Origin of the sequence: Kitasatospora sp. NPDC048715 (assembly GCF_043198905.1) — a bacterium.
Classification (GTDB): domain Bacteria; phylum Actinomycetota; class Actinomycetes; order Streptomycetales; family Streptomycetaceae; genus Kitasatospora; species Kitasatospora lactacystinica.
In genome coordinates, this window is sequence record NZ_JBICVH010000025.1 from 78,806 (window position 1) to 96,371 (window position 17,566).

The 17,566-nt window shown below is 74.3% G+C and carries 14 protein-coding genes; 8 read left to right on the top strand and 6 right to left on the bottom strand.

The genetic code is table 11. The annotated features are described in order from the left end of the window. Positions 1-225: 225 nt before the first annotated feature. On the top strand, positions 226-729 hold the full coding sequence (locus ACGFSC_RS37700; RefSeq protein WP_359902147.1) for an N-acetyltransferase: 504 nt from the start codon (positions 226-228) through the stop codon (positions 727-729). Positions 730-834: 105 nt separating this feature from the next. Here the strand turns inward: ACGFSC_RS37700 and ACGFSC_RS37705 are convergent, their stop codons facing one another. Further along, positions 835-1,401 carry an NIPSNAP family protein gene (locus tag ACGFSC_RS37705; protein WP_359902150.1) on the bottom strand — a complete coding sequence of 189 codons (567 nt, stop codon included), beginning with the start codon at positions 1,399-1,401 and terminating at the stop codon, positions 835-837. A gap of 91 nt (positions 1,402-1,492) precedes the next feature. Between ACGFSC_RS37705 and ACGFSC_RS37710 the strand changes: the two genes are divergently transcribed. Beyond that, positions 1,493-2,422, top strand: coding sequence for a YafY family protein (locus tag ACGFSC_RS37710; protein WP_359902153.1), 930 nt, complete (start codon positions 1,493-1,495; stop codon positions 2,420-2,422). 63 nt (positions 2,423-2,485) lie between these two features. On the opposite strand, the gene ACGFSC_RS37715 is transcribed toward ACGFSC_RS37710, so the two are convergent. Beyond that, positions 2,486-2,680 carry a DUF397 domain-containing protein gene (locus ACGFSC_RS37715; protein ID WP_359902156.1) on the bottom strand — a complete coding sequence of 65 codons (195 nt, stop codon included), beginning with the start codon at positions 2,678-2,680 and terminating at the stop codon, positions 2,486-2,488. A gap of 198 nt (positions 2,681-2,878) precedes the next feature. On the opposite strand from ACGFSC_RS37715, the gene ACGFSC_RS37720 reads away from it, so the two are divergent. The 3 genes from ACGFSC_RS37720 to ACGFSC_RS37730 all read left to right on the top strand — a co-directional run bounded on the left by ACGFSC_RS37720 (position 2,879) and on the right by ACGFSC_RS37730 (position 9,472). Next, on the top strand, positions 2,879-4,399 hold the full coding sequence (locus ACGFSC_RS37720; RefSeq protein WP_359902158.1) for a TIR-like protein FxsC: 1,521 nt from the start codon (positions 2,879-2,881) through the stop codon (positions 4,397-4,399). Next, the gene (fxsT, locus tag ACGFSC_RS37725) at positions 4,396-8,403 is read left to right on the top strand and encodes an FxSxx-COOH system tetratricopeptide repeat protein (RefSeq protein ID WP_380351892.1); all 4,008 of its coding nucleotides are present in this window, start codon (positions 4,396-4,398) and stop codon (positions 8,401-8,403) included. The genes ACGFSC_RS37720 and fxsT overlap by 4 nt, the downstream gene beginning before the upstream one ends. 106 nt (positions 8,404-8,509) lie before the next feature. After that, on the top strand, positions 8,510-9,472 hold the full coding sequence (locus ACGFSC_RS37730; RefSeq protein ID WP_359902161.1) for a D-glycerate dehydrogenase: 963 nt from the start codon (positions 8,510-8,512) through the stop codon (positions 9,470-9,472). On the opposite strand, the gene ACGFSC_RS37735 is transcribed toward ACGFSC_RS37730, so the two are convergent. From ACGFSC_RS37735 to ACGFSC_RS37745, 3 genes are all read right to left on the bottom strand, one after another. Continuing rightward, positions 9,443-10,339: an alpha/beta fold hydrolase gene (locus tag ACGFSC_RS37735; protein WP_359902164.1), complete on the bottom strand. Its 897-nt coding sequence runs from the start codon at positions 10,337-10,339 to the stop codon at positions 9,443-9,445. The genes ACGFSC_RS37730 and ACGFSC_RS37735 overlap by 30 nt on opposite strands. Positions 10,340-10,362: 23 nt before the next feature. Then, positions 10,363-11,280, bottom strand: a complete 918-nt coding sequence (locus ACGFSC_RS37740) for a DUF4231 domain-containing protein (RefSeq protein WP_359902167.1) — start codon at positions 11,278-11,280, stop codon at positions 10,363-10,365. Positions 11,281-11,590: 310 nt separating this feature from the next. Then, positions 11,591-12,355, bottom strand: a complete 765-nt coding sequence (locus tag ACGFSC_RS37745; protein WP_359902325.1) for an SIS domain-containing protein — start codon at positions 12,353-12,355, stop codon at positions 11,591-11,593. 221 nt (positions 12,356-12,576) lie between these two features. On the opposite strand from ACGFSC_RS37745, the gene ACGFSC_RS37750 reads away from it, so the two are divergent. After that, complete coding sequence (locus ACGFSC_RS37750; RefSeq protein ID WP_049649967.1) at positions 12,577-13,269, top strand: metal-dependent transcriptional regulator; 693 nt, start codon at positions 12,577-12,579, stop codon at positions 13,267-13,269. Between the two features lie 394 nt (positions 13,270-13,663). Here ACGFSC_RS37750 and ACGFSC_RS37755 read toward each other — a convergent pair whose 3' ends face one another. Beyond that, positions 13,664-14,377, bottom strand: a complete 714-nt coding sequence (locus ACGFSC_RS37755) for a bifunctional DNA primase/polymerase (protein ID WP_359902170.1) — start codon at positions 14,375-14,377, stop codon at positions 13,664-13,666. 306 nt (positions 14,378-14,683) lie between these two features. Here ACGFSC_RS37755 and ACGFSC_RS37760 point away from each other — a divergent pair, with 306 nt between their 5' ends. Both ACGFSC_RS37760 and ACGFSC_RS37765 read left to right on the top strand, forming a co-directional pair. Further along, entirely contained in the window at positions 14,684-16,060 is a 1,377-nt protein-coding gene (locus ACGFSC_RS37760; RefSeq protein ID WP_359902173.1) for a transcriptional regulator, read from the top strand. A 249-nt stretch (positions 16,061-16,309) separates the two neighbouring features. Then, the gene (locus tag ACGFSC_RS37765; RefSeq protein ID WP_359902176.1) at positions 16,310-17,545 is read left to right on the top strand and encodes a hypothetical protein; all 1,236 of its coding nucleotides are present in this window, start codon (positions 16,310-16,312) and stop codon (positions 17,543-17,545) included. Positions 17,546-17,566 lie beyond the last annotated feature (21 nt).

Sequence of the window (17,566 nt, forward strand, 5' to 3'; positions counted from 1 at the left end):
CCGTGCACCCCCCCCCCGCGCCCCCCCCCCCCGCGCACCCGGCCCCCCGCGCCGCCCCCGCCCCCGCGCCCGCCGGCGGGGGGGGCCCCCCCCGCCCGCCCCCCCCCCCCCCCGCGACTTCGGGGGTTGGTGTTTCGGCGGAGGGGCCGGCGGGTGCGGGACGTCCGGGCGGTGCGGGGAAAATCCGGGAGGGCGGGCGTCCGTGCGGTGCTACGGTCGGGCGCCATGAGCTGGCTTCCCGATGACTTCGTCCATCCCGTCCAGGTGCCGCTGCCGGGCGGGGCCCATCACCTGCGGCCGGTCCGGGAGGCGGATGCCCCGCTCGACTACCCGGCCGTGATGGGCTCGCGCGAACGGCTGTGGACCCTCTTCGGTCCGGCCTGGGGCTGGCCCGCGGCCACCATGACGTTCGAGGCCAACCAGGCCGACCTGCTGCGGCACGAGAAGGAGATCGCCGCACACCAGTCCTTCAACTACGCGCTGCTCGACGCGGCCGAGACGGCCCTGCTCGGCTGCGTCTACATCGACCCGCCCGCGAAGGCCGGTGCGGACGGCGAGATCGCCTGGTGGGTGGTGGACGAGCTGGTGGGCAGCGAGGTCGAGCGGGCCATGGACGCGCTGGTGCCGCAGTGGATCGCCGCCGACTGGCCGTTCGAGCGGCCCCGCTTCCTCGGCCGTGGGATCTCCTGGTCGGACTGGCTCGCCCTGCCCGCGCACGCCGGCGCGTGAGCCGACCTCGTCCCGCGTGCCCCGGCCCACGCCGGGGCACGGGGGCGAACGTCATCGACCCCTGAGGGAGCGGGCGCACCGGGCACGCCGGCGTGCACCCGGCGGCTACGGCCCGACCGGTTCCAGCCGGAGCCGCCGGGACGGCCAGGGGGCCGGCTCGGCGGGGCCGAACCAGACGCGGACGTCCTCGCCGGTGCGGACGGGCAGTCGGGGGAAGTCGTTCTCGGCGTGCTCGGTGCGGTGCAACGCATGGTCCGGGAGCAGGTGTTCGGTGGCGAAGGAGTCGAAGGCGCCGCCGTGGACGGTCGCCGAGGCGGCCGGGTGGCAGACGGTGGCGAGGACCTCGCGGCGGCCCGCATGCGGTGTGAATCCGGGGCCGCGCAGCAGCAGGACGTCGTCGCTGTCGACCATGGTGGCGTTGGCCGCGTCGCGGTGCTCCCGCCAGACCGGGCCGCCGTAGAAGGCCTCCAGGGCGCGCCGCCGGTCGGCCATGTCGGGGAAGGCGCGCAGCCAGACGAAGCGGTCCGGATCGTCGAGGTCGCGGAAGCGGCCGCCGACGGTGATGCCGACCGCCTGCTGGCCCGTCACGAACTCGCGCTCGAACAGCTCGATCAGGGTCTCCCGGGCGCCGGGGTGCAGGGTGTACTGGCGGAGTTCGACGATGAGGTTCATGCCGTGGCCGCCCCGGTGCGTGTGAAGTCGTTCATGCGCCGCAGCGTAGGAGTGCTCTCCTGACACCACCTGTCAGTGGATACTGGGCGGCATGCGCGCGAGTCGGCTGGTCGCCCTGCTCCTGCTGCTCCAGAACCGGGGCCGGCTGACCGCCGAGCAGCTGGCGGGGGAGCTGGAGGTCTCCGTCCGTACGGTCTACCGGGACGTCCAGGCGCTCGCCGCCGCCGGAGTCCCGCTGTACGGCGACGCCGGGCACGCCGGCGGGTACCGGCTGGTCGACGGCTACCGGACCCGCCTCACCGGGCTGACCGCCGACGAGGCCCAGGCCGCCTTCCTCGCCGCACTCCCGGGCGCCGCCGCCGAGTTGGGCCTCGGCGAGGCGCTCACCGCCGCCCAGCTCAAACTGCGGGCGGCCCTGCCGGCGGAGCTGCGCGAGCACGCCGGGCGGATCCAGGAGCGCTTCCTGCTCGACGCGCCCGGCTGGTACGGCGCGGCGGACGAGACCCCGCACCTGGCCGCCGTCGCCGCCGCGGTGTGGGAGCGGCGGGCGGTGGTGCTGCGGTACCGGCGCTGGCGGGCGCCGGAGGAGATCGAGCGGCGGGTGGAGCCGTACGGGCTGGTGCTCAAGGCCGGGCGCTGGTACCTGGTCGCCGCCGGTCCGGGCGGGATGCGTACGTACCGGGTCGACCAGGTCGTCGGACTGCGCGTGCTGGACGAGGAGTTCGCGGTGCCGGACGGCTTCGGCCTGGGCGCGTACTGGACGGGCTACCTCGCGGACTTCCGGGCCCGGCTGCACACGGGGGAGGCGCTGGTCCGGCTCACCCCGGAGGGCGCCCGGCGCCTCGGGGTCGCCGCCGCGGACGAGGGCTGGACGGAGGCCCGGGTGCCGATCGAGTCGCCGGACCACGCGCACGGGGAGTTCCTGCGGCTGGGCGCCGACGTCGAGGTGCTGGAACCGGCCGAACTCCGTGACCGCATCGCCAGGACGGTACGGGCCCTGGCCGCCCGCTACGGGGGGTGATCCGCGGGCCCGGACAGCCGAGCGCCCGACCGGCGGGGTGCCGGTCGGGCGGGGTCGGGCGGGTCAGGCGACGAAGTGGTCGAACTCGCCGGCCTTGGCGCCGAGCACCCAGGCGTTGAACTTGATGCGGGTGGTGGTGACGACGAGGGTGGGGTCGTCGGACTGCCGGATGTAGACGTGGTCGCCCTCGGAGGCGATCTCGATCCAGTCATCCTTGTCGCTGCTGGTGCTGGACCTCTGCCAGTCGAGGTGGTCCACGAGTGCCCTCCTGGTGGTGCGTGGCGGCCGTATCGAGGGTACTGGTCCCTGTGCACGGACGGCGGCATCGTTTCGGTCATGTCAATTCGTGCGAGACGTTGTGCTATTCCATTGGGGTGTCAGTCGTTCCTACACTGAAGCCCCGCCGCACGGGGGCTGCGGGAGGCAGGTTTGCCGACGGGCCCGGGGGAGGCGCGTGTGACTGACCGGGGCTGGGACGAGGACGACGCCCGGCCGTACTTCTTCCTCTCCTACGCGCACACCCCCAAGGCCGGTGCGCGGGGCGCGAGCGACCCGAACCACTGGGTCAGGCAGTTGTACCGGGACCTCTGCGAGGCGGTGCTCCAGCTCACCACGGTCCCGGACGGGGCCGCGGTCGGCTTCATGGACGAGTCCATGCACCAGGGCGAGCTGTGGGCCGAACGGTTGTCCGACGAGTTGGCGACCTGCCGGGTGTTCGTGCCCCTGTACTCCCCGAGGTACTTCAACAGCGTTCCGTGCGGCCAGGAATGGCACGCGTTCACCCGCCGGCCGGTCTACCCGGCGAACCTCGACTCCGAGCGCACCAGCGGCATCGTCCCGGTGCTGTGGGCGCCGATGAGCCGCTACCGGCTGCCGAACGTGGCCAGTGAACTCCAGTTCAACCACGCGAGTTTCGGGCCCGAGTACGCCACCGAGGGCCTGTACGCCCTGATGAAGCTCAGCTACTTCCGCTCCTCCTACGAGCTGGCGGTGCACCGGCTGGCGGCCCGGATCGTGCAGGTCGCGGAGGAGACGGTGATCCCGGTCGGGCGGCGGCTGGGATTCAACGGCCTGCCGAGCGCGTTCAACGTCACCGCCCCGACCAAGCAGCTGCGGATCTCCGTACTCGCCTACCACCAGAACGAGTTGCCCGCCGACCGCAGCCCCGACTACTACGGCGAGCGGCGCACCGACTGGCACCCGTACCGGCCGGTCGGCTCGCCGATCGCCCAGCACGCGGCGCGCCTCGCCCGGCAGTTGGGGTTCCAGCCGACCGTGCACGAGTTCGACGAGGAGGTCGAGTCGATCATCGGGGGCAACGCCGAGGCGCCCGGCCTGCTGCTGCTCGACCGCTGGGCGCTGCGCGACCCGCGCCGGCGCGAGCTGGTCCGGCGCTTCGACCGCTCGGACGCCACCTGGGTGAGCATCCTGGAGCCGTTCAACGGCGACGACCCGGAGTGCGCCGACCGCGCCGACGAGCTGGGCGACCTGACCGACGAGACGCTGCGCATCACCCGGCGGGCGAGCCGGCCGAGCTTCCTCGGCGCGACCGGACCGACCGGGCTGCACTCCCTGGAGGACTTCGACGACGCGCTGCCCCGGGCGGCGATGAAGGCCAAGTACGCGTTCGAGGGCCGCACCCGGGCCGAACCGGAGGAACCGCCGCCGCCCCGGCCGAGCCTGCGGGACGCGTTCCGGCGCGGCCCGGGCGGGTACGGACCGGACGGATCCCCGGCGGACCCCTTCGAGGACGACCGGGGCGACGACCGCGCCGACGGCGACGGCACCGGCCGCACCACCGGTACCACCCACCGACGTCGGGACAACGGCGACGACCCGCACCGCGAGCGTGACCCGCACCGTGAGCGTGACCCGCACCGCGAGCAGGACCCGCACCGCGAGCACGACCCGTACCGCGACGACGGCGATGAACCCGATGACGGGATGGCGCCCTTGGGAGGACGAGGACCGCGATGACTGACAACCGCACCAGGAACCTCCGTCTCGGCGGGCTCACCTCCGCCGACCTGGCCGCCCAGCGGGAGGCCGAGCGGCAGGCGGCGGAACAGGACCGCAACGGCCGGATCATCACCTTCTACTCGTACAAGGGCGGCACCGGCCGCACCATGGCGCTGGCCAACACCGCCTGGATCCTGGCCGCCAACGGCTTCCGCGTGCTCACCGTGGACTGGGACCTGGAGGCGCCCGGCCTCGCCAAGTTCTTCCACCCGTTCCTCGACCCGGCCTCGCTGGCCGGGACCACCGGGATGATGGACCTGATCGCCGAGTACCGCGAGGAGGCGCTGCGCCCGGTCGAGCACGCCGAGGGCTGGCACCTGGACTTCGCCCGGGTGCACCCGCACGCGCTCTCGCTCACCTGGCCGCACTTCCCGGCCGGCGGCAGCCTGGACTTCCTCTCCGCGGGCCAGTTCAACCGGGACTACTCCGAGGCCGTCACCCACCTCGACTGGGACATCTTCTACGACCGCTTCGACGGCGGGCAGTTCTTCGACGCCCTCAAGGCCGACATGGCCAAGCGCTACGACTACGTGCTGATCGACTCCCGCACCGGCCTGTCCGACATCGCCGAGATCTGCACCGTCCAGATGCCCGACGACCTGGTGGTCTGCTTCACCCTCAGCGACCAGTCCATCGACGGTGCCTCCCGGATCGCCCAGCACATCCACGACCGCTACCGCGAGCGCGGGATCCGCATCCTGCCCGTCCCGATGCGCATCGACGAGGGCGAGAAGGAGAAGGCCGACGCCGGCCGCGCCCTCGCCCGGGTCCGCTTCGACGGGCTGCCGGCCGGCTTCGACGGCGAGGAACTCGCCCAGTACTGGGGCTCGGTGGAGATCCCGTACCGGCCGTTCTACGCCTACGAGGAGATCCTCGCCACCTTCGGCGACCAGACCGGCACGCCCACCTCGATGCTGGCCGCCTGCGAGCGGCTCACCTCCATGATCACCGAGGGCCGGGCGGCCGGCCTGCCGCCGGTGGACGAGGAGGTGCGGCTGCGCTTCGTGGACGCGTTCACCCGCCGCCGCCCGTCCGTGCCCGCCGACCTCTACCTCTCCTACGTCCCCGAGGACCGGATGTGGGCGGACTGGATCGAGTCCGTCCTGACCAGGGCCGGCTTCCGGGTGCTGCCGCGCGACCTCAGCGCCGGCACCGACCCGCGCGAGGAGACCGAGCGCGGCATCGACTCCGCGTACCGGACGGTCGCCGTGCTCTCGCCCGCCTACCAGCGCTCCCCGCAGGCGCGGGCGCTGTGGGAGTCGGTGGTCAGCTCCGACCCCTCCGGCACCCGCCGCCAGCTGCTGCCCGTCCGGGTCGGCGACGTGCGGCTCACCGCGCCGTTCAGCAACCGCAACCCGGTCGACCTGGTCGGCCGCGACGAGACGCAGTCGATCCAGAGCCTGCTGCGCGCGCTCGGCCGCGGCGACACCCCGCTCGACGACGCGCCCAGCGGCGGCCCGCGCTTCCCCGGCAGCAAGCCCTCGGTGTGGGACGTCCCGCCGCGCAACCCCTCCTTCACCGGCCGCTCCGCCGTCCTGGAGCAGCTGCGCAACCAGCTGCGCGGCGGCATGGCGGCCGTGCTGCCCACCCCGCAGACCCTGTACGGGCTCGGCGGCGTCGGCAAGACCCAGGTGGCGCTGGAGTACGCCCATCGCTTCATGTCCGACTACGACCTGGTCTGGTGGATCGACGCCGAGCAGACCGAGCTGGTCGCGCCGGCGCTGGCCGAACTCGCCCGGCGGCTGGGCCTGCGGGTCGGCGACTCGGTGACCGAGGCCGCCGAGGCGGCCAGGGAGGCGCTGCGGCGCGGCGTGCCCACCTCGCGCTGGCTGCTGATCTTCGACAACGCCGACGAGCCCGCCGAGATCCGCCGGTTCTTCCCCGGCGGCTCCGGCCACATCCTGGTCACCTCCCGCAACCAGGCCTGGACCGGGCACGCCGAGGCGCTGGAGGTCGACGTCTTCACCCGCGGCGAGAGCGTCGAGCACCTGTGCCGGCGCGCCCGCAGCCTCTCCCGCCCGGACGCCGACCGGGTCGCCGAGGCGGTCGGGGACCTGCCGCTGGCAGTCGAGGTGGCCGCCGCCTGGCTGGACACCACCGGCACCCCGGTGGAGACCTACGTCTCCCAGCTGCACGCCGAGGCCGCCCGCGCGCTGGCCGTCGGCCGCCCGGCCGACTACCCGACGCCGGTCGCCGCGACCTGGAACGTGTCGATCGGACGGCTGCGCCAGCAGTCCCCGGCGGCCGTCCGGCTGCTCCAGCTGTGCGCGTTCTTCGCGCCCGAGCCGATCTCGATGAACCTCTTCTACAGCGACCAGATGATCCGGGCGCTGGTGAAGTTCGACGCCGACCTCAGCGACAAGTTCATGCTGGGCAAGGTGATCCAGGCGATCGGCCGGTACGCGCTGGCCAAGGTCGACGCCGGCAGCAACAGCTTCCAGGTGCACCGGCTCGTCCAGGCGGTGATCCGGGCCGGGATGACCGCCGACGAGCAGGAGATCGCCGTCCACGAGGTGCACCGCATCCTCACCGGCGCCCGGCCCGTCCTCGGCGACACCGACGACCCGGCCAACTGGCCCGCCTTCGACGAGATCTGGCCGCACCTGTCGCCGTCCAAGGCGCACAACTGCGACGAGGCGGACACCCGCCAGCTGCTCATCGACCGGGTCCGCTACCTGTGGAAGCGCGGCGAGCTCGACCGCGCCCGCGACCTCGGCCACGCCCTGGACGTGGAGTGGACCGGCAAGCTCGGCGAGAACGACCGGCAGACCCTGCTGCTGCGCTTCCAACTCGCCAACGTGCTGCGCTCCCAGGGCAACTACGGTGAGGCGCTGGCCCTGGACGAGGACACCCTGGAGCGCCAGCGGGGCCTGCTCGGCGAGCACCACCCGTACACCCTGATGACGGCCGGCTCGCTCGGCGCCGACCGCCGGGCGCTCGGCCGGTTCCAGGCCGCGCTCGACCTCGATCGCGAAATCCTCGACCAGTTCCGCGAGTTGTTCGGCGACGACAACCCGCGCACGCTCTCCATGGCGAACAACCTGGCGATCGACTACCGGCTGGTCGGCGACAGCGAGGCGGCCCGCGAACTCGACCAGGAGACCCTCGACCGGCGCACCGCCGTCCTCGGCCCCAAGCACCCCTACACCCTGTCCACCAAGTCCAACCTGGCCCGCGACCTGCGCGAACTCGGCGACTACCGCGGCTCGGTGGACCTGCTCCAGGAGGTCACCTCCGACCTCGGCGACGTGCTCGACCCGGACCTGCCGGAGAACCTGCGCAACGCCAAGTCGCTGGCCGTCTCGCTGCGCCGGATCGGCCAGCTCGCCGAGGCCCGCCGGATCACCAAGGAGACCTACGAGCGCTACCTGGAGCGCTACGGCGCCGACGCCCCCGACGCGCTCGCCTGCGCGCTCAACCTGGCCGCCGACCACAGCGCCTCCGGCGACAAGGAGGCCGCCCGCGACCTCTGCTCCACCGTCTTCGAGGGCCACCGGCGGCTGTTCGGCGACGAGCACCCGTTCACCCTGGCCTGCGCCAACAACCTCGGCATCTACCTGCGGGGCAGCGGCGACGTCCCGGGCGCCATCGAGCGCGGCCGGCTCACCGTCGAGGGGCTGACCCGCTCGGTCGGGCCGGAGCACCCGTACACCCTCAACGCGATGATCAACCTGGCCAACGCCTACGGCGACGACGGGCAGCTGGACCGCGCCGAGCGGCTCGGCCGGGCCGCGTACCAGGGGCTGTGCGACCGCTACAGCGCCCAGCACCCGGACGCGGTGGCCTGCGAGGCCAACCTGGCGATCACCCTGCGGTCCGGCGGACGGCACACCCAGGCGGCCGAGCTGAGGGCGCGGGCGATCTCCGAGCTGATCCGGCAGGTCGGCGAGGAGCACCCCAACACGGTCTCCGCGCGGGGCTGGAAGCGGATCAACCGCGACCTGGAGCCGCAGCCGGTCTGACCGGGAAGGGGGGCGGGGTGCGCCGCCGGCGAGGGCTGCGCACCCGAAGCAGGGGTGGCAGCCGGACGAGGGCGCGCCGCCGGACCGGGGGGTACGCTCCCTGACCATGAGCACCCCGCCCCCGGTCCTGGTCACCCGGCGCCTCGCCCCCGGCGTCGTCGAACGGCTCACCGCGCACCACGCCGCCACCTGCCACGACTCCGACCTGGCGATGGACCGGGCCGCGCTGCTGGACGCCGTCCGCGGCCGGCGGGCCGTGATCACCACCCTGGACGACCGGGTGGACGCCGGGTTCCTCGACGCGGCCGGCCCGCAGCTGGCCGTCGTCGCCAACCACGCCGTCGGCTACCACAACGTGGACGTGGCCGCCTGCGCCGAACGCGGCGTCCTGGTCACCAACACCCCGGGCGTGCTCACCACCGCCACCGCCGACATGGCCTGGGCGCTGCTGCTGGCCGCCACCCGCCGGCTCGGCGAGGGCGAACGGCTGCTGCGCTCCGGCGCGTCCTGGACCTGGGCGCCGAACTTCCTGCTCGGCCTGGAGCTGGCCGGCACCCCGCTGGGCGTGCTCGGCATGGGCCGGATCGGCCGGGCGGTGGCCCGCCGGGCCCGCGCCTTCGACATGCCGGTCAGCTACCACAACCGCCGCGAACTGCCGACCGGTCAGGCCGAGGGCGCCGACTGGAAGCCGCTGGAGGACCTGCTCGCCACCTCCACCGTGCTGGTCGTCACCTGCCCGTTCACCGAGGGGACCCGGCACCTGCTGGACGCCCGCCGCCTCGCCCTGCTGCCGCGCGGTGCGGTGGTGGTCAGCATGACCGCGGGCGTGGTCGACGAGGAGGCGCTGGCCGCCGCACTGGAGTCCGGCGCGCTGTTCGCCGCCGCCGTGGACAACTTCGAGCACGAGCCGGCCGTCCCGTCCGCGCTGCTCGCCCAGGAGCGCGCGGTGCTCGCCCCGCACCTGGGCAGCGCCACCGTCCGCACCCGGCAGGCGATGGGCGGCCTGGCGGTGGACAACGTGCTGGCGGTGCTCGGCGGCTCAGCGCCCCTGACGCCGGTGGAGGTCTGAGCCCGGGCCGCCCCAGCCCGCGGCCCAGGCCAGCGCGGTGGTCATCACCCGGAACGCCCCGAAGTGCGCGGCGCCGGGCTCCAGGAACAGTTCGGCGTCCGGGATGTGGTCGGCCAGCCAGCGGGAGTGGTCGACCGGCGAGAACTGGTCGTCCGCGCCGTGCCAGAGCCAGGTCGGCACCCGGACCGACCCGACCTCGAACCCCCAGTCGGCGGTGAAGGCCAGCACGTCGTCGATCCAGCCGTCTGCGCCGTGCCGGAACGCCTCCCGGTAGTTGCTCTGGAGCATCCGCCGCAGTCCGCTGTCGGCCACCACCTCGCGGTCGGCGGCGGAGAGTTCGGTGCGCAGCCCGTTCAGCAGCCGGACCGGGTCGTCCTTGATCTGCCGGGAGCGGAACTCCATCGCGTCGGCGATCCGGCCGTGCCCGCGCTCGGCCTCCTGGTAGGCGCGGACGTTGGACGGCGTCATCCCCGCGTACCAGTCCAGGCCGGCCGCGTTGCGCGGCGCGAGGCCGACCAGCACCGCCGCCCGGCTGACCCGCCCCGGCAGCAGCGCCGCGCAGGCCAGCGCGTGCGGGCCGCCGCCGGAGCGGCCGAGCACCGCGAAGCTGTCCAGCCCGAACTCGTCCGCGATGGTCCGCACGTCCGCGGCCGCCGCGCTCACCCGGCGGCCGAACAGCCGGGTCGAGTCGCCGTAGCCCGGCCGGTCGTACGAGATCAGCCGCACGCCCAGCCGGTACAGCACGGTGCTGCGCGGGTGCGGGCCGACCCGGCTGCCGGGCATGCCGTGCAGCAGGAACACCGGACGGCCGCGCGGGTCGCCGAGGGACTCGACGGCGAGCGCGCGGTCGTCCGCCGTTTTGATCATCCGTAACGACACCTGCGGCCTCCTCAGTGCTCCGGGTCGGTTGCGTGCTCCCGGTCGGTGGTGGTGCGTACCTCCCGGCGGGCCTGCCAGGTGGTGTGCTCGCGGGAGATCGCGTCCTCGGCGTCCCGGGCCAGGCGGGCCCAGATCTCCTCGGCCTCCATCGACTCCAGGTCCAGCTGGGCGAGTTGGCGCTGGATCTGTGCCAGCTCCTCGGCGGCCAGGGCGTACGCGGCGGCCAGCGGCCGGTACTGGCGCAGCTGCGCCCAGGCGGCGACCGAGGCGGCCACCGCCGAGACCGTGCCCAGCGCGTCGTAGCTGAACGCGCCGAGCGCCCGCAGCAGGGCGAGCACCAGGCCGAGCGCCGGCAGCAGCACGCCCAGCACCCCGGCCCAGTGCCCGGCGCGGGCGCAGTAGCGGGCCTTGGCGCGGTACCAGTCGTGCTGCAGCTGGATCCGCTCGGCCAGGTACACCTCGCGGCGCACCGCCAGCGGCTGGCCGCGCAGGTCGTGCATGGCCGGGGTGATCTCCACCCCGGCGTCCGGGACGGCCACCGGGCTGTCCCGGAACGCGCCGAGCACCCCGGAGAGCTGGAAGCGGTACAGGCCCTCGGCGTCCGGCAGGGCGCGCGGCGGGGGCTGGTAGGCGTCGGCCCGGACGGCGTACTTCCAGGCCAGCGTCTTCACCGACTCGGCGGCCGCCCGCCCCTCGTACCAGAGGCCCTGCGGGTTCTGCCGGCTGATCACCACCGCCAGCACGATCGCGCCGAGGTAGGCGGCCGCAGCCGGCCAGGCCCAGGGCTCGCCGTCGGCCGAGCCGGTCGCCGCGGCGGCCACCAGCAGGACCAGTTCCCAGGCGGAGAGCAGCACCGAGCGCCGCTGCCCGCGCAGCGACGCCGAGTCGGCGGCCCAGAAGAACTCGGGCAGCAGGTCCCGCTCACGCACCCACCCGGTCCGTCCCGCAACAGACGCCATGTTCGGCCCCCACCAGTCGCTCCGGTCGCACCGCTCTCCTGCCCCGGGGGACTCGCCGGTACGCCTGGTGACGGCCGGGGCGGCCGGATGTGGCCGGGAAGCCCCGGTGGTTGTCCGGTACTCCCCGTGTTCGGGCCGGTACCCAGCGTGCGGGAGGTGGCGGGGGCGCGCACCGGCCGGCGGATGTGCGCGGGCGACCTGCCGGTGCGGCCGGGCGGAGTGCGGGCCGGTGCGCGCGGCCGGTGCGCGCGGCCGGCGGGTGCGGCCCGGCGGGTGCCGCTCAGTAGGTGTAGAAGACCCGCTCGGTGTTCTCGGCCATCTGCTCGGCGTTCCACTCGGTGCCGCCCGGCACGTTGCCGGAGCGGAACAGCGGCGGCGCGGGGCACTCCCCGGCGGCCGCCCGGTCGGCCAGCCGGCCGACCGCCGAGGCGACCACGGCCTGCATCAGCGCGCTGGTCACGATGGTGGAGACCGGGCCGAAGGTGGTCTCGGCGCCCGGGTGGCTCAGCTCGCCGTCGCCGACCGCGATCTTGCTGTCCAGCACCACGTCGCAGTGGTCCTTCAGGTAGGTGCCGGTCGGGTGCGCCGAGGGCACCTCCCGCGGGTAGGCCAGCGAGGTCACGCCGACCACCTTGAGGCCGCGGTCCCGGGCGTAGCGGGCCAGCTCGACCGGCATCACCTGGCGGCCGGAGAGCGAGATCACGAACAGCAGGTCCCCGGCGGTCGCCGGGGTCAGGTCCAGGGTGGCGGTGGCCAGCCCGGAGACCCGCTCCAGCGCGCTGGACAGCGGCGCGGGCATCACCGTCACCCCGGCGGTCCCGGGCACGTTCAGCAGGTTCACCGGGACCAGTCCGCCGGCCCGGTAGACCACGTCCTGGGCCGGCAGCGCGGAGTGCCCGGCACCGAAGGTGAAGACCCGGCGACCCTCGGTCATCGCCTCCGCCAGCAGCGCGGCGGCGGCCTCGATGGTGTCGGCCTCCTCCTCGCGGACCCGCTGGAGGTGGGAGATCGCGGCGTCGAAGTACCGGCCGACCAGGTCGTTCATCTGCTGCCTTCGCTCTCTGCCGGTGGGGGATTCCGGCCGGGTGGGGTGGTCCGGGTGGTCCAGACCGCCGGTGGAGAAAGCTTCGGCGAGCACGGTCGCGCCCCGGTGGCATCGTTGTCAACAGGAACAAAACGGGCCTCCGGAGCCCCGGGGCGGGCCCGGTTGTCGGTCCGGTACGTCAGAATTGGCGGTGAGGACACCGAAGAACGGAGCCAGCGGCGATGTCTGGGCTGATCGACACCACTGAGATGTACCTTCGCACCATCCTGGAGCTGGAGGAGGAGGGCATCGTCCCGATGCGTGCCCGGATCGCGGAGCGCCTGGAACAGAGCGGCCCCACGGTCAGCCAGACGGTCGGCCGGATGGAGCGCGACGGGCTGCTCCAGGTCGCCGGGGACCGCCACCTCGAACTGACCGAGGAGGGCCGTCGGCTCGCGGTGCGCGTCATGCGCAAGCACCGCATCGCCGAGTGCCTGCTCGTCGACGTGATCGGCCTGGAGTGGGAGCAGGTGCACGAGGAGGCCTGCCGCTGGGAGCACGTGATGAGCGAGACGGTCGAGCGCAAGGTGCTCGCCATGCTCGGCCACCCCACCCAGTCGCCGTACGGGAACCCGATCCCGGGCCTGGACGAGCTGGGCGACACCAAGGCGGAGGGCGAGGGCTTCGACGCCGGGCTCGTCCCGCTGGACACCGTCAAGCCGGGCGAGGCCGGGGCCGACGTGGTGGTCCGCCGGATCGGCGAGCCGATCCAGACGGACAGCGCGCTGATGAGCACCCTGCGCCGGGCCGGTGTCCGGCCGGGCTCCACGGTCAAGGTGAGCGCCGGCGTCGGCGGCGTGCTGGTCGGCACCGGGGACAACGCGGCGGAGCTGGGCAAGGACATCGCCCAGCACGTCTTCGTCGCCCAGGCCTGAGGCACCGGACGCGAACAGCCGAGCGGGCCCGCTGCTCCACGTGCAGCGGGCCCGCTCGCCTCCCCGTTCCCTCCCGTCCCCTCCTGTTCCCCTCCCGCTTCCCCTCCGTCGCCGCCGCCCGGCTTCCCCGTCCGAGCGCCCCTGCCGGCGTCCCCACACACCGCAATTCCTCCCCTCGGCCGATCATGGCAATCCTTGAGTGCCGTCACTCGTACGAGGGGCTTCTCCCGTTGACCAGCGGGTACACGGAAGCCTTATCCGGACATGCGTATGACGGGCCCCGTCCCCGGTGGGAGACAAGGCCCGTCACTCGCGCGCGTTGTGTCGCGCGGTGCGCACCCTCACCCGATCGGCGGAGGGCGGCCGTTGGAGGGGCCGGGCGGAACGGCGGAACTCAGCCCACCGGCGCCGGCCGGGCGGCCCGGCCGGCGCGGACCGGGGGCGTCTCTCGGGCGCAGGCGTACGCGAGCGGGCCGATCACCTCGGCGGCGTCCGGCAGCCAGCGGTTGAGCGCGGAGGGGGAGCGGGCCCACTGGGCGTACCCGAGGGAGCCGATCCGGGACGGCGGGGCGACCGTCCAGTCCCCCTCGCCCCGGGCGACCAGGTCCAGCCGGCCCGGCGGCCGGCCGAGCCGGCGGAGCATCTCCGGGAGCCTGGCCGCGGCCCCGGGCAGGACCAGGAAGTGCAGTCGCCGCCCGATCCGCCCGGGCGCGGCGGGCTGGACCACGACCGGGCCGAGCTGGAGGTCCATCCGCTCCATCCGGGCGAGCGCCAGGCAGCCGGCCGTCTCCGGGACGTCCAGCACGTCGAACGAGCGCCCGGTGGGCAGCAGGATCGACGCCCGGGGCCGGTCGGTCCACCAGCTCCGCACCGCGCCGGGACCGGCGCTCGCCGTCCGCGCCCAGTCCGCGTCCAGCGGGTGGGCGCCCGGCAGTGTGCAGCGGCGGTCCCCGCAGGAGCAGCGGACACCGCCGCCGCCGTCGTCGATCAGCCAGGCGCCCGGGGCCACCTCCCAGTGGCGGTTCTCGGCGTAGCCGACGGCTTCGACGAGCAAGGGGGGTGGAGCGGCCTTCTCGTTCCGGTCCGAGGCGTCGGGGATGTCTTCCACGGGGTACTCAACTACCGTGTGTGAGGCTGGTTACGGCCCGATGGCGCCCGGTTGGGTGCATCCCGGCAATGTCACCCGTTCCGGTTAGTCGACCGAGTTGGTGGGGCCGAGGGCAGGCGCAGTGGGGGCGCACAGGAGCATTTCCCAGGGCGCAAGGGGGGTGCGGTTCGTCACCGTGGGTATCCCGCTGGCGTTGCTGATCGCTAACCTGGTGTCAGATTCCTTGGACGGTCGGACAGTCGGCAACAGATCAGCAGAATCGTCGCCCGCCGGCCGGGACCGGAGGGTGTGGGGAGGCGAAGCCCAATGGCCGCGAGACCACTCGTCGCACGACAGCCCAACGAGCGTCTGCAGCAACTGATCCAGGAGGCCAGCTGCTCCAACGCCGGCCTGGCCCGGAGGGTCAACCTCTGCGGTGCCGAGCACGGGCTGGACCTTCGGTACGACAAGACCTCCGTGGCCCGCTGGCTGCGCGGGCAGCAGCCGCGCGGGCAGGCGCCGGCCGTGATCGCCGAGGCCCTGGGCCGCAAGCTCGGCCGCAGCGTGTCGGTCGAGGAGATCGGCATGGCGGACGGCAAGAACCTGAGCTCCGGCATCGGGCTCCAGTTCGCGCCGACCATCGGTGCCGCCCTGGAGCAGGTCTGCGAACTCTGGCGCAGCGACGTCGGCCGGCGGGACTTCCTGACCGGCGCGACGGTCGCCGCCTCCGCGCTGGTGGAACCCAGCCGGGACTGGCTGATCACCCCGCCGGACCCGGTGGTGGCGCGGGCCGGCGGCCCCCGGGTCGGCCCGACCGACGTGGCCGCGATCAGGGCGACCACCACGATGCTGGTCGACCTGGACCACCGCTTCGGCAGCGGCCATGTGCGCCCGGTGGTGGTGCACTACCTCAACTCGGTGGTCTCCGGCCTGCTCGGCGGCGCCTACCGGGAGGAGACCGGTCGCCAACTCTTCGCCGCCGTGGCCCGGTTGACCGAACTGGCCGGCTACATGGCGGTGGACACCGGGCAGCCCGGCCTCGCCCAGCGCTACTACATCCAGGCACTGCGGCTGGCCCAGGCGGCCGACGACCGCGGCTACGGCGGCTACGTGCTGGCCGCCTCGATGAGCCACCTGGCGGCGACCCTCGGCAACCCGCGGGAGATCGCCCAACTCGCCCGCGCCGCCCAGGAGGGCGCCCGCTCGGTGGCCACCCCGACGGCGATGGCGATGTTCTACGCCGCCGAGGCCCGCGGCCACGCCCTGCTCGGTGACGCCCGCTCCTGCGAGACGGTGTCGGCCAGGGCCCTGGAGATGATGGAGCGGCGCCGCCCGGAGGACGACCCGGACTGGATCGCCCACTTCGACGACGCCTACCTCGCCGACGAGTTGGCCCACTGCCACCGGGACCTGGAGCAGGCCGGCCAGGCCGAGCACTACGCCCGCCGGGCGCTCGACCTGCACCCGCCGACCCGGGTCCGGCGCCGTGCGGTGGACCTCGTCCTGCTGGCCACCGCCCAGCTCCAGCAGCGGGACCTGGAACGCGCCTGCGAGACGGGCGCCCAGGCGGTCCGGCTGCTGAGCGGGCTGCGGTCCAACCGGGGCGTGGAGTACCTGGACGAGTTCCGGCGCCGGCTGGAGCCCTACCGGGAGCAGCGGGTGGTCCGGGAGTTCCACGCCCGCGCGGACGCCGAGGCGGCCTAGGCCGTGCCGGGCCGGTTTCCGTGCCCCGGGCGCGGGCCCGCCTCCGCGCCCCGGGCCCGGGGGCGGCCCGGGCCCTGGGCGGTCGCGGATCGTCTGTGCAGGGAGCGTGACGGATGTCCCGCCCACGTGGTCACCCGGTGAGGCGAACCGGTAGCGTGGGCGCGACGTCCAAGGAACTGTGATGCTCCCAAGAACCGACGAGATGTGGTCCGCCGTCAGTGCGCGGTCCTGCACAGGTGAGGAATCGCGTTGAGTCAGCGCCGCTCGTACCCGAACTCCGGTGACTTCAACCTGGACGACCTGTTCCGCCCCGAGCCTGGCCAGCCGCAGGGGCAGCCGGGCCAGCCGGGCCAGCCGCAGGCCCACTCGGCCGTGCCGCCGGTGGGACAGCCGTCCGGGCAGCCGGAGTACCTCGGCGAGGGCGCGCACGCGCTGCCGACCCAGGCGATGCCCGCGCAGCCGGCGCCGGGCCAGTCGATGCCCGGGCACTCGCTGCCGGGCCGGCCGATGCCGGGGCAGGGGGCCCCGTGGGGCGCGCCGCAGCCCGGGTACGGTGCCCCGCAGCCCGATCCGGCTCCGGAGACCCAGTACCTGCCGCCGTACCCCGCCGGCGACCCGCAGGCGGCCGGCTACCCGGCGGCGCAGGCCCAGCCCGGCTACCCGCAGCCGCAGCCGCAGCCCGCGCCGGGGTACCAGGCCTATCCGCCGGCCGCCCAGCCGCAGCCGGCCTACCCGGCCCAGGACCACCACCAGGGCTACGCCCCGGAGCAGGGGCAGGACTACGGCCAGGGGTACGACCAGGGGCCCGACGCGACCCGGGCGGGCGGCTCGGGACGCGGCGGACGTTCGTCCAACAAGCTGATCATCGGCGGCGTGGTGGCGGGCTGCGCGGCGGCCGGCATCCTGGTCGCCGTCCTGATGAGCGGCGGCGACGAGACCACGGACGACAAGAAGAGCACCCCGGCGGCCGCCACCGCCGGCGCCACCACCACCCCCGGGGCGCCGAGCGCGAGCGGCTCCGGCGCGGCCGTCGACCCGGAGGTCAAGGCCCAGGCGCAGCCGCTGTCGGACCTGCTGGGCACCGCGAGCGACAGCCGCAGCTCGGTGGTCTCCGCGGTCGCCTCGGTGCAGAAGTGCGACAAGCTGCCCGAGTCCCAGCAGGCGCTGACGGCCGCGGCCGGCAAGCGGCGCGAGCTCCAGAGCAAGCTCGGCCAGCTGAAGGCCGACAAGCTGCCCGGCGGTCAGCAGCTGGTCGACCAGCTCAACGCGGCCTGGACGGCCTCGGCCCAGGCCGACGACGAGTACGCGCTCTGGGCGCAGGACGCGCAGGGCTCCTGCGACGCGAAGAAGCAGGACAACCAGCACTACAAGAACGCCGTCCAGGCGAGCGGCACCGCGACCACCGCGAAGAAGCAGGCCGCCACGCTCTGGAACGCGATCGCCGCCCAGACCGGACTGCCCAACCGGAGCGACGGCGACCTCTGAGCGACGACGGTCGACGAGGGA

Coding starts and splice junctions, on each gene's coding strand:
- ACGFSC_RS37700 (WP_359902147.1), top strand. CDS start 226: ATGAGCTGGCTTCCCGATGACTTCGTCCATCCCGTCCAGGTGCCGCTG.
- ACGFSC_RS37705 (WP_359902150.1), bottom strand. CDS start 1,401: ATGAACCTCATCGTCGAACTCCGCCAGTACACCCTGCACCCCGGCGCC.
- ACGFSC_RS37710 (WP_359902153.1), top strand. CDS start 1,493: ATGCGCGCGAGTCGGCTGGTCGCCCTGCTCCTGCTGCTCCAGAACCGG.
- fxsT (WP_380351892.1), top strand. CDS start 4,396: ATGACTGACAACCGCACCAGGAACCTCCGTCTCGGCGGGCTCACCTCC.
- ACGFSC_RS37730 (WP_359902161.1), top strand. CDS start 8,510: ATGAGCACCCCGCCCCCGGTCCTGGTCACCCGGCGCCTCGCCCCCGGC.
- ACGFSC_RS37735 (WP_359902164.1), bottom strand. CDS start 10,339: ATGATCAAAACGGCGGACGACCGCGCGCTCGCCGTCGAGTCCCTCGGC.
- ACGFSC_RS37745 (WP_359902325.1), bottom strand. CDS start 12,355: ATGAACGACCTGGTCGGCCGGTACTTCGACGCCGCGATCTCCCACCTC.
- ACGFSC_RS37750 (WP_049649967.1), top strand. CDS start 12,577: ATGTCTGGGCTGATCGACACCACTGAGATGTACCTTCGCACCATCCTG.
- ACGFSC_RS37760 (WP_359902173.1), top strand. CDS start 14,684: ATGGCCGCGAGACCACTCGTCGCACGACAGCCCAACGAGCGTCTGCAG.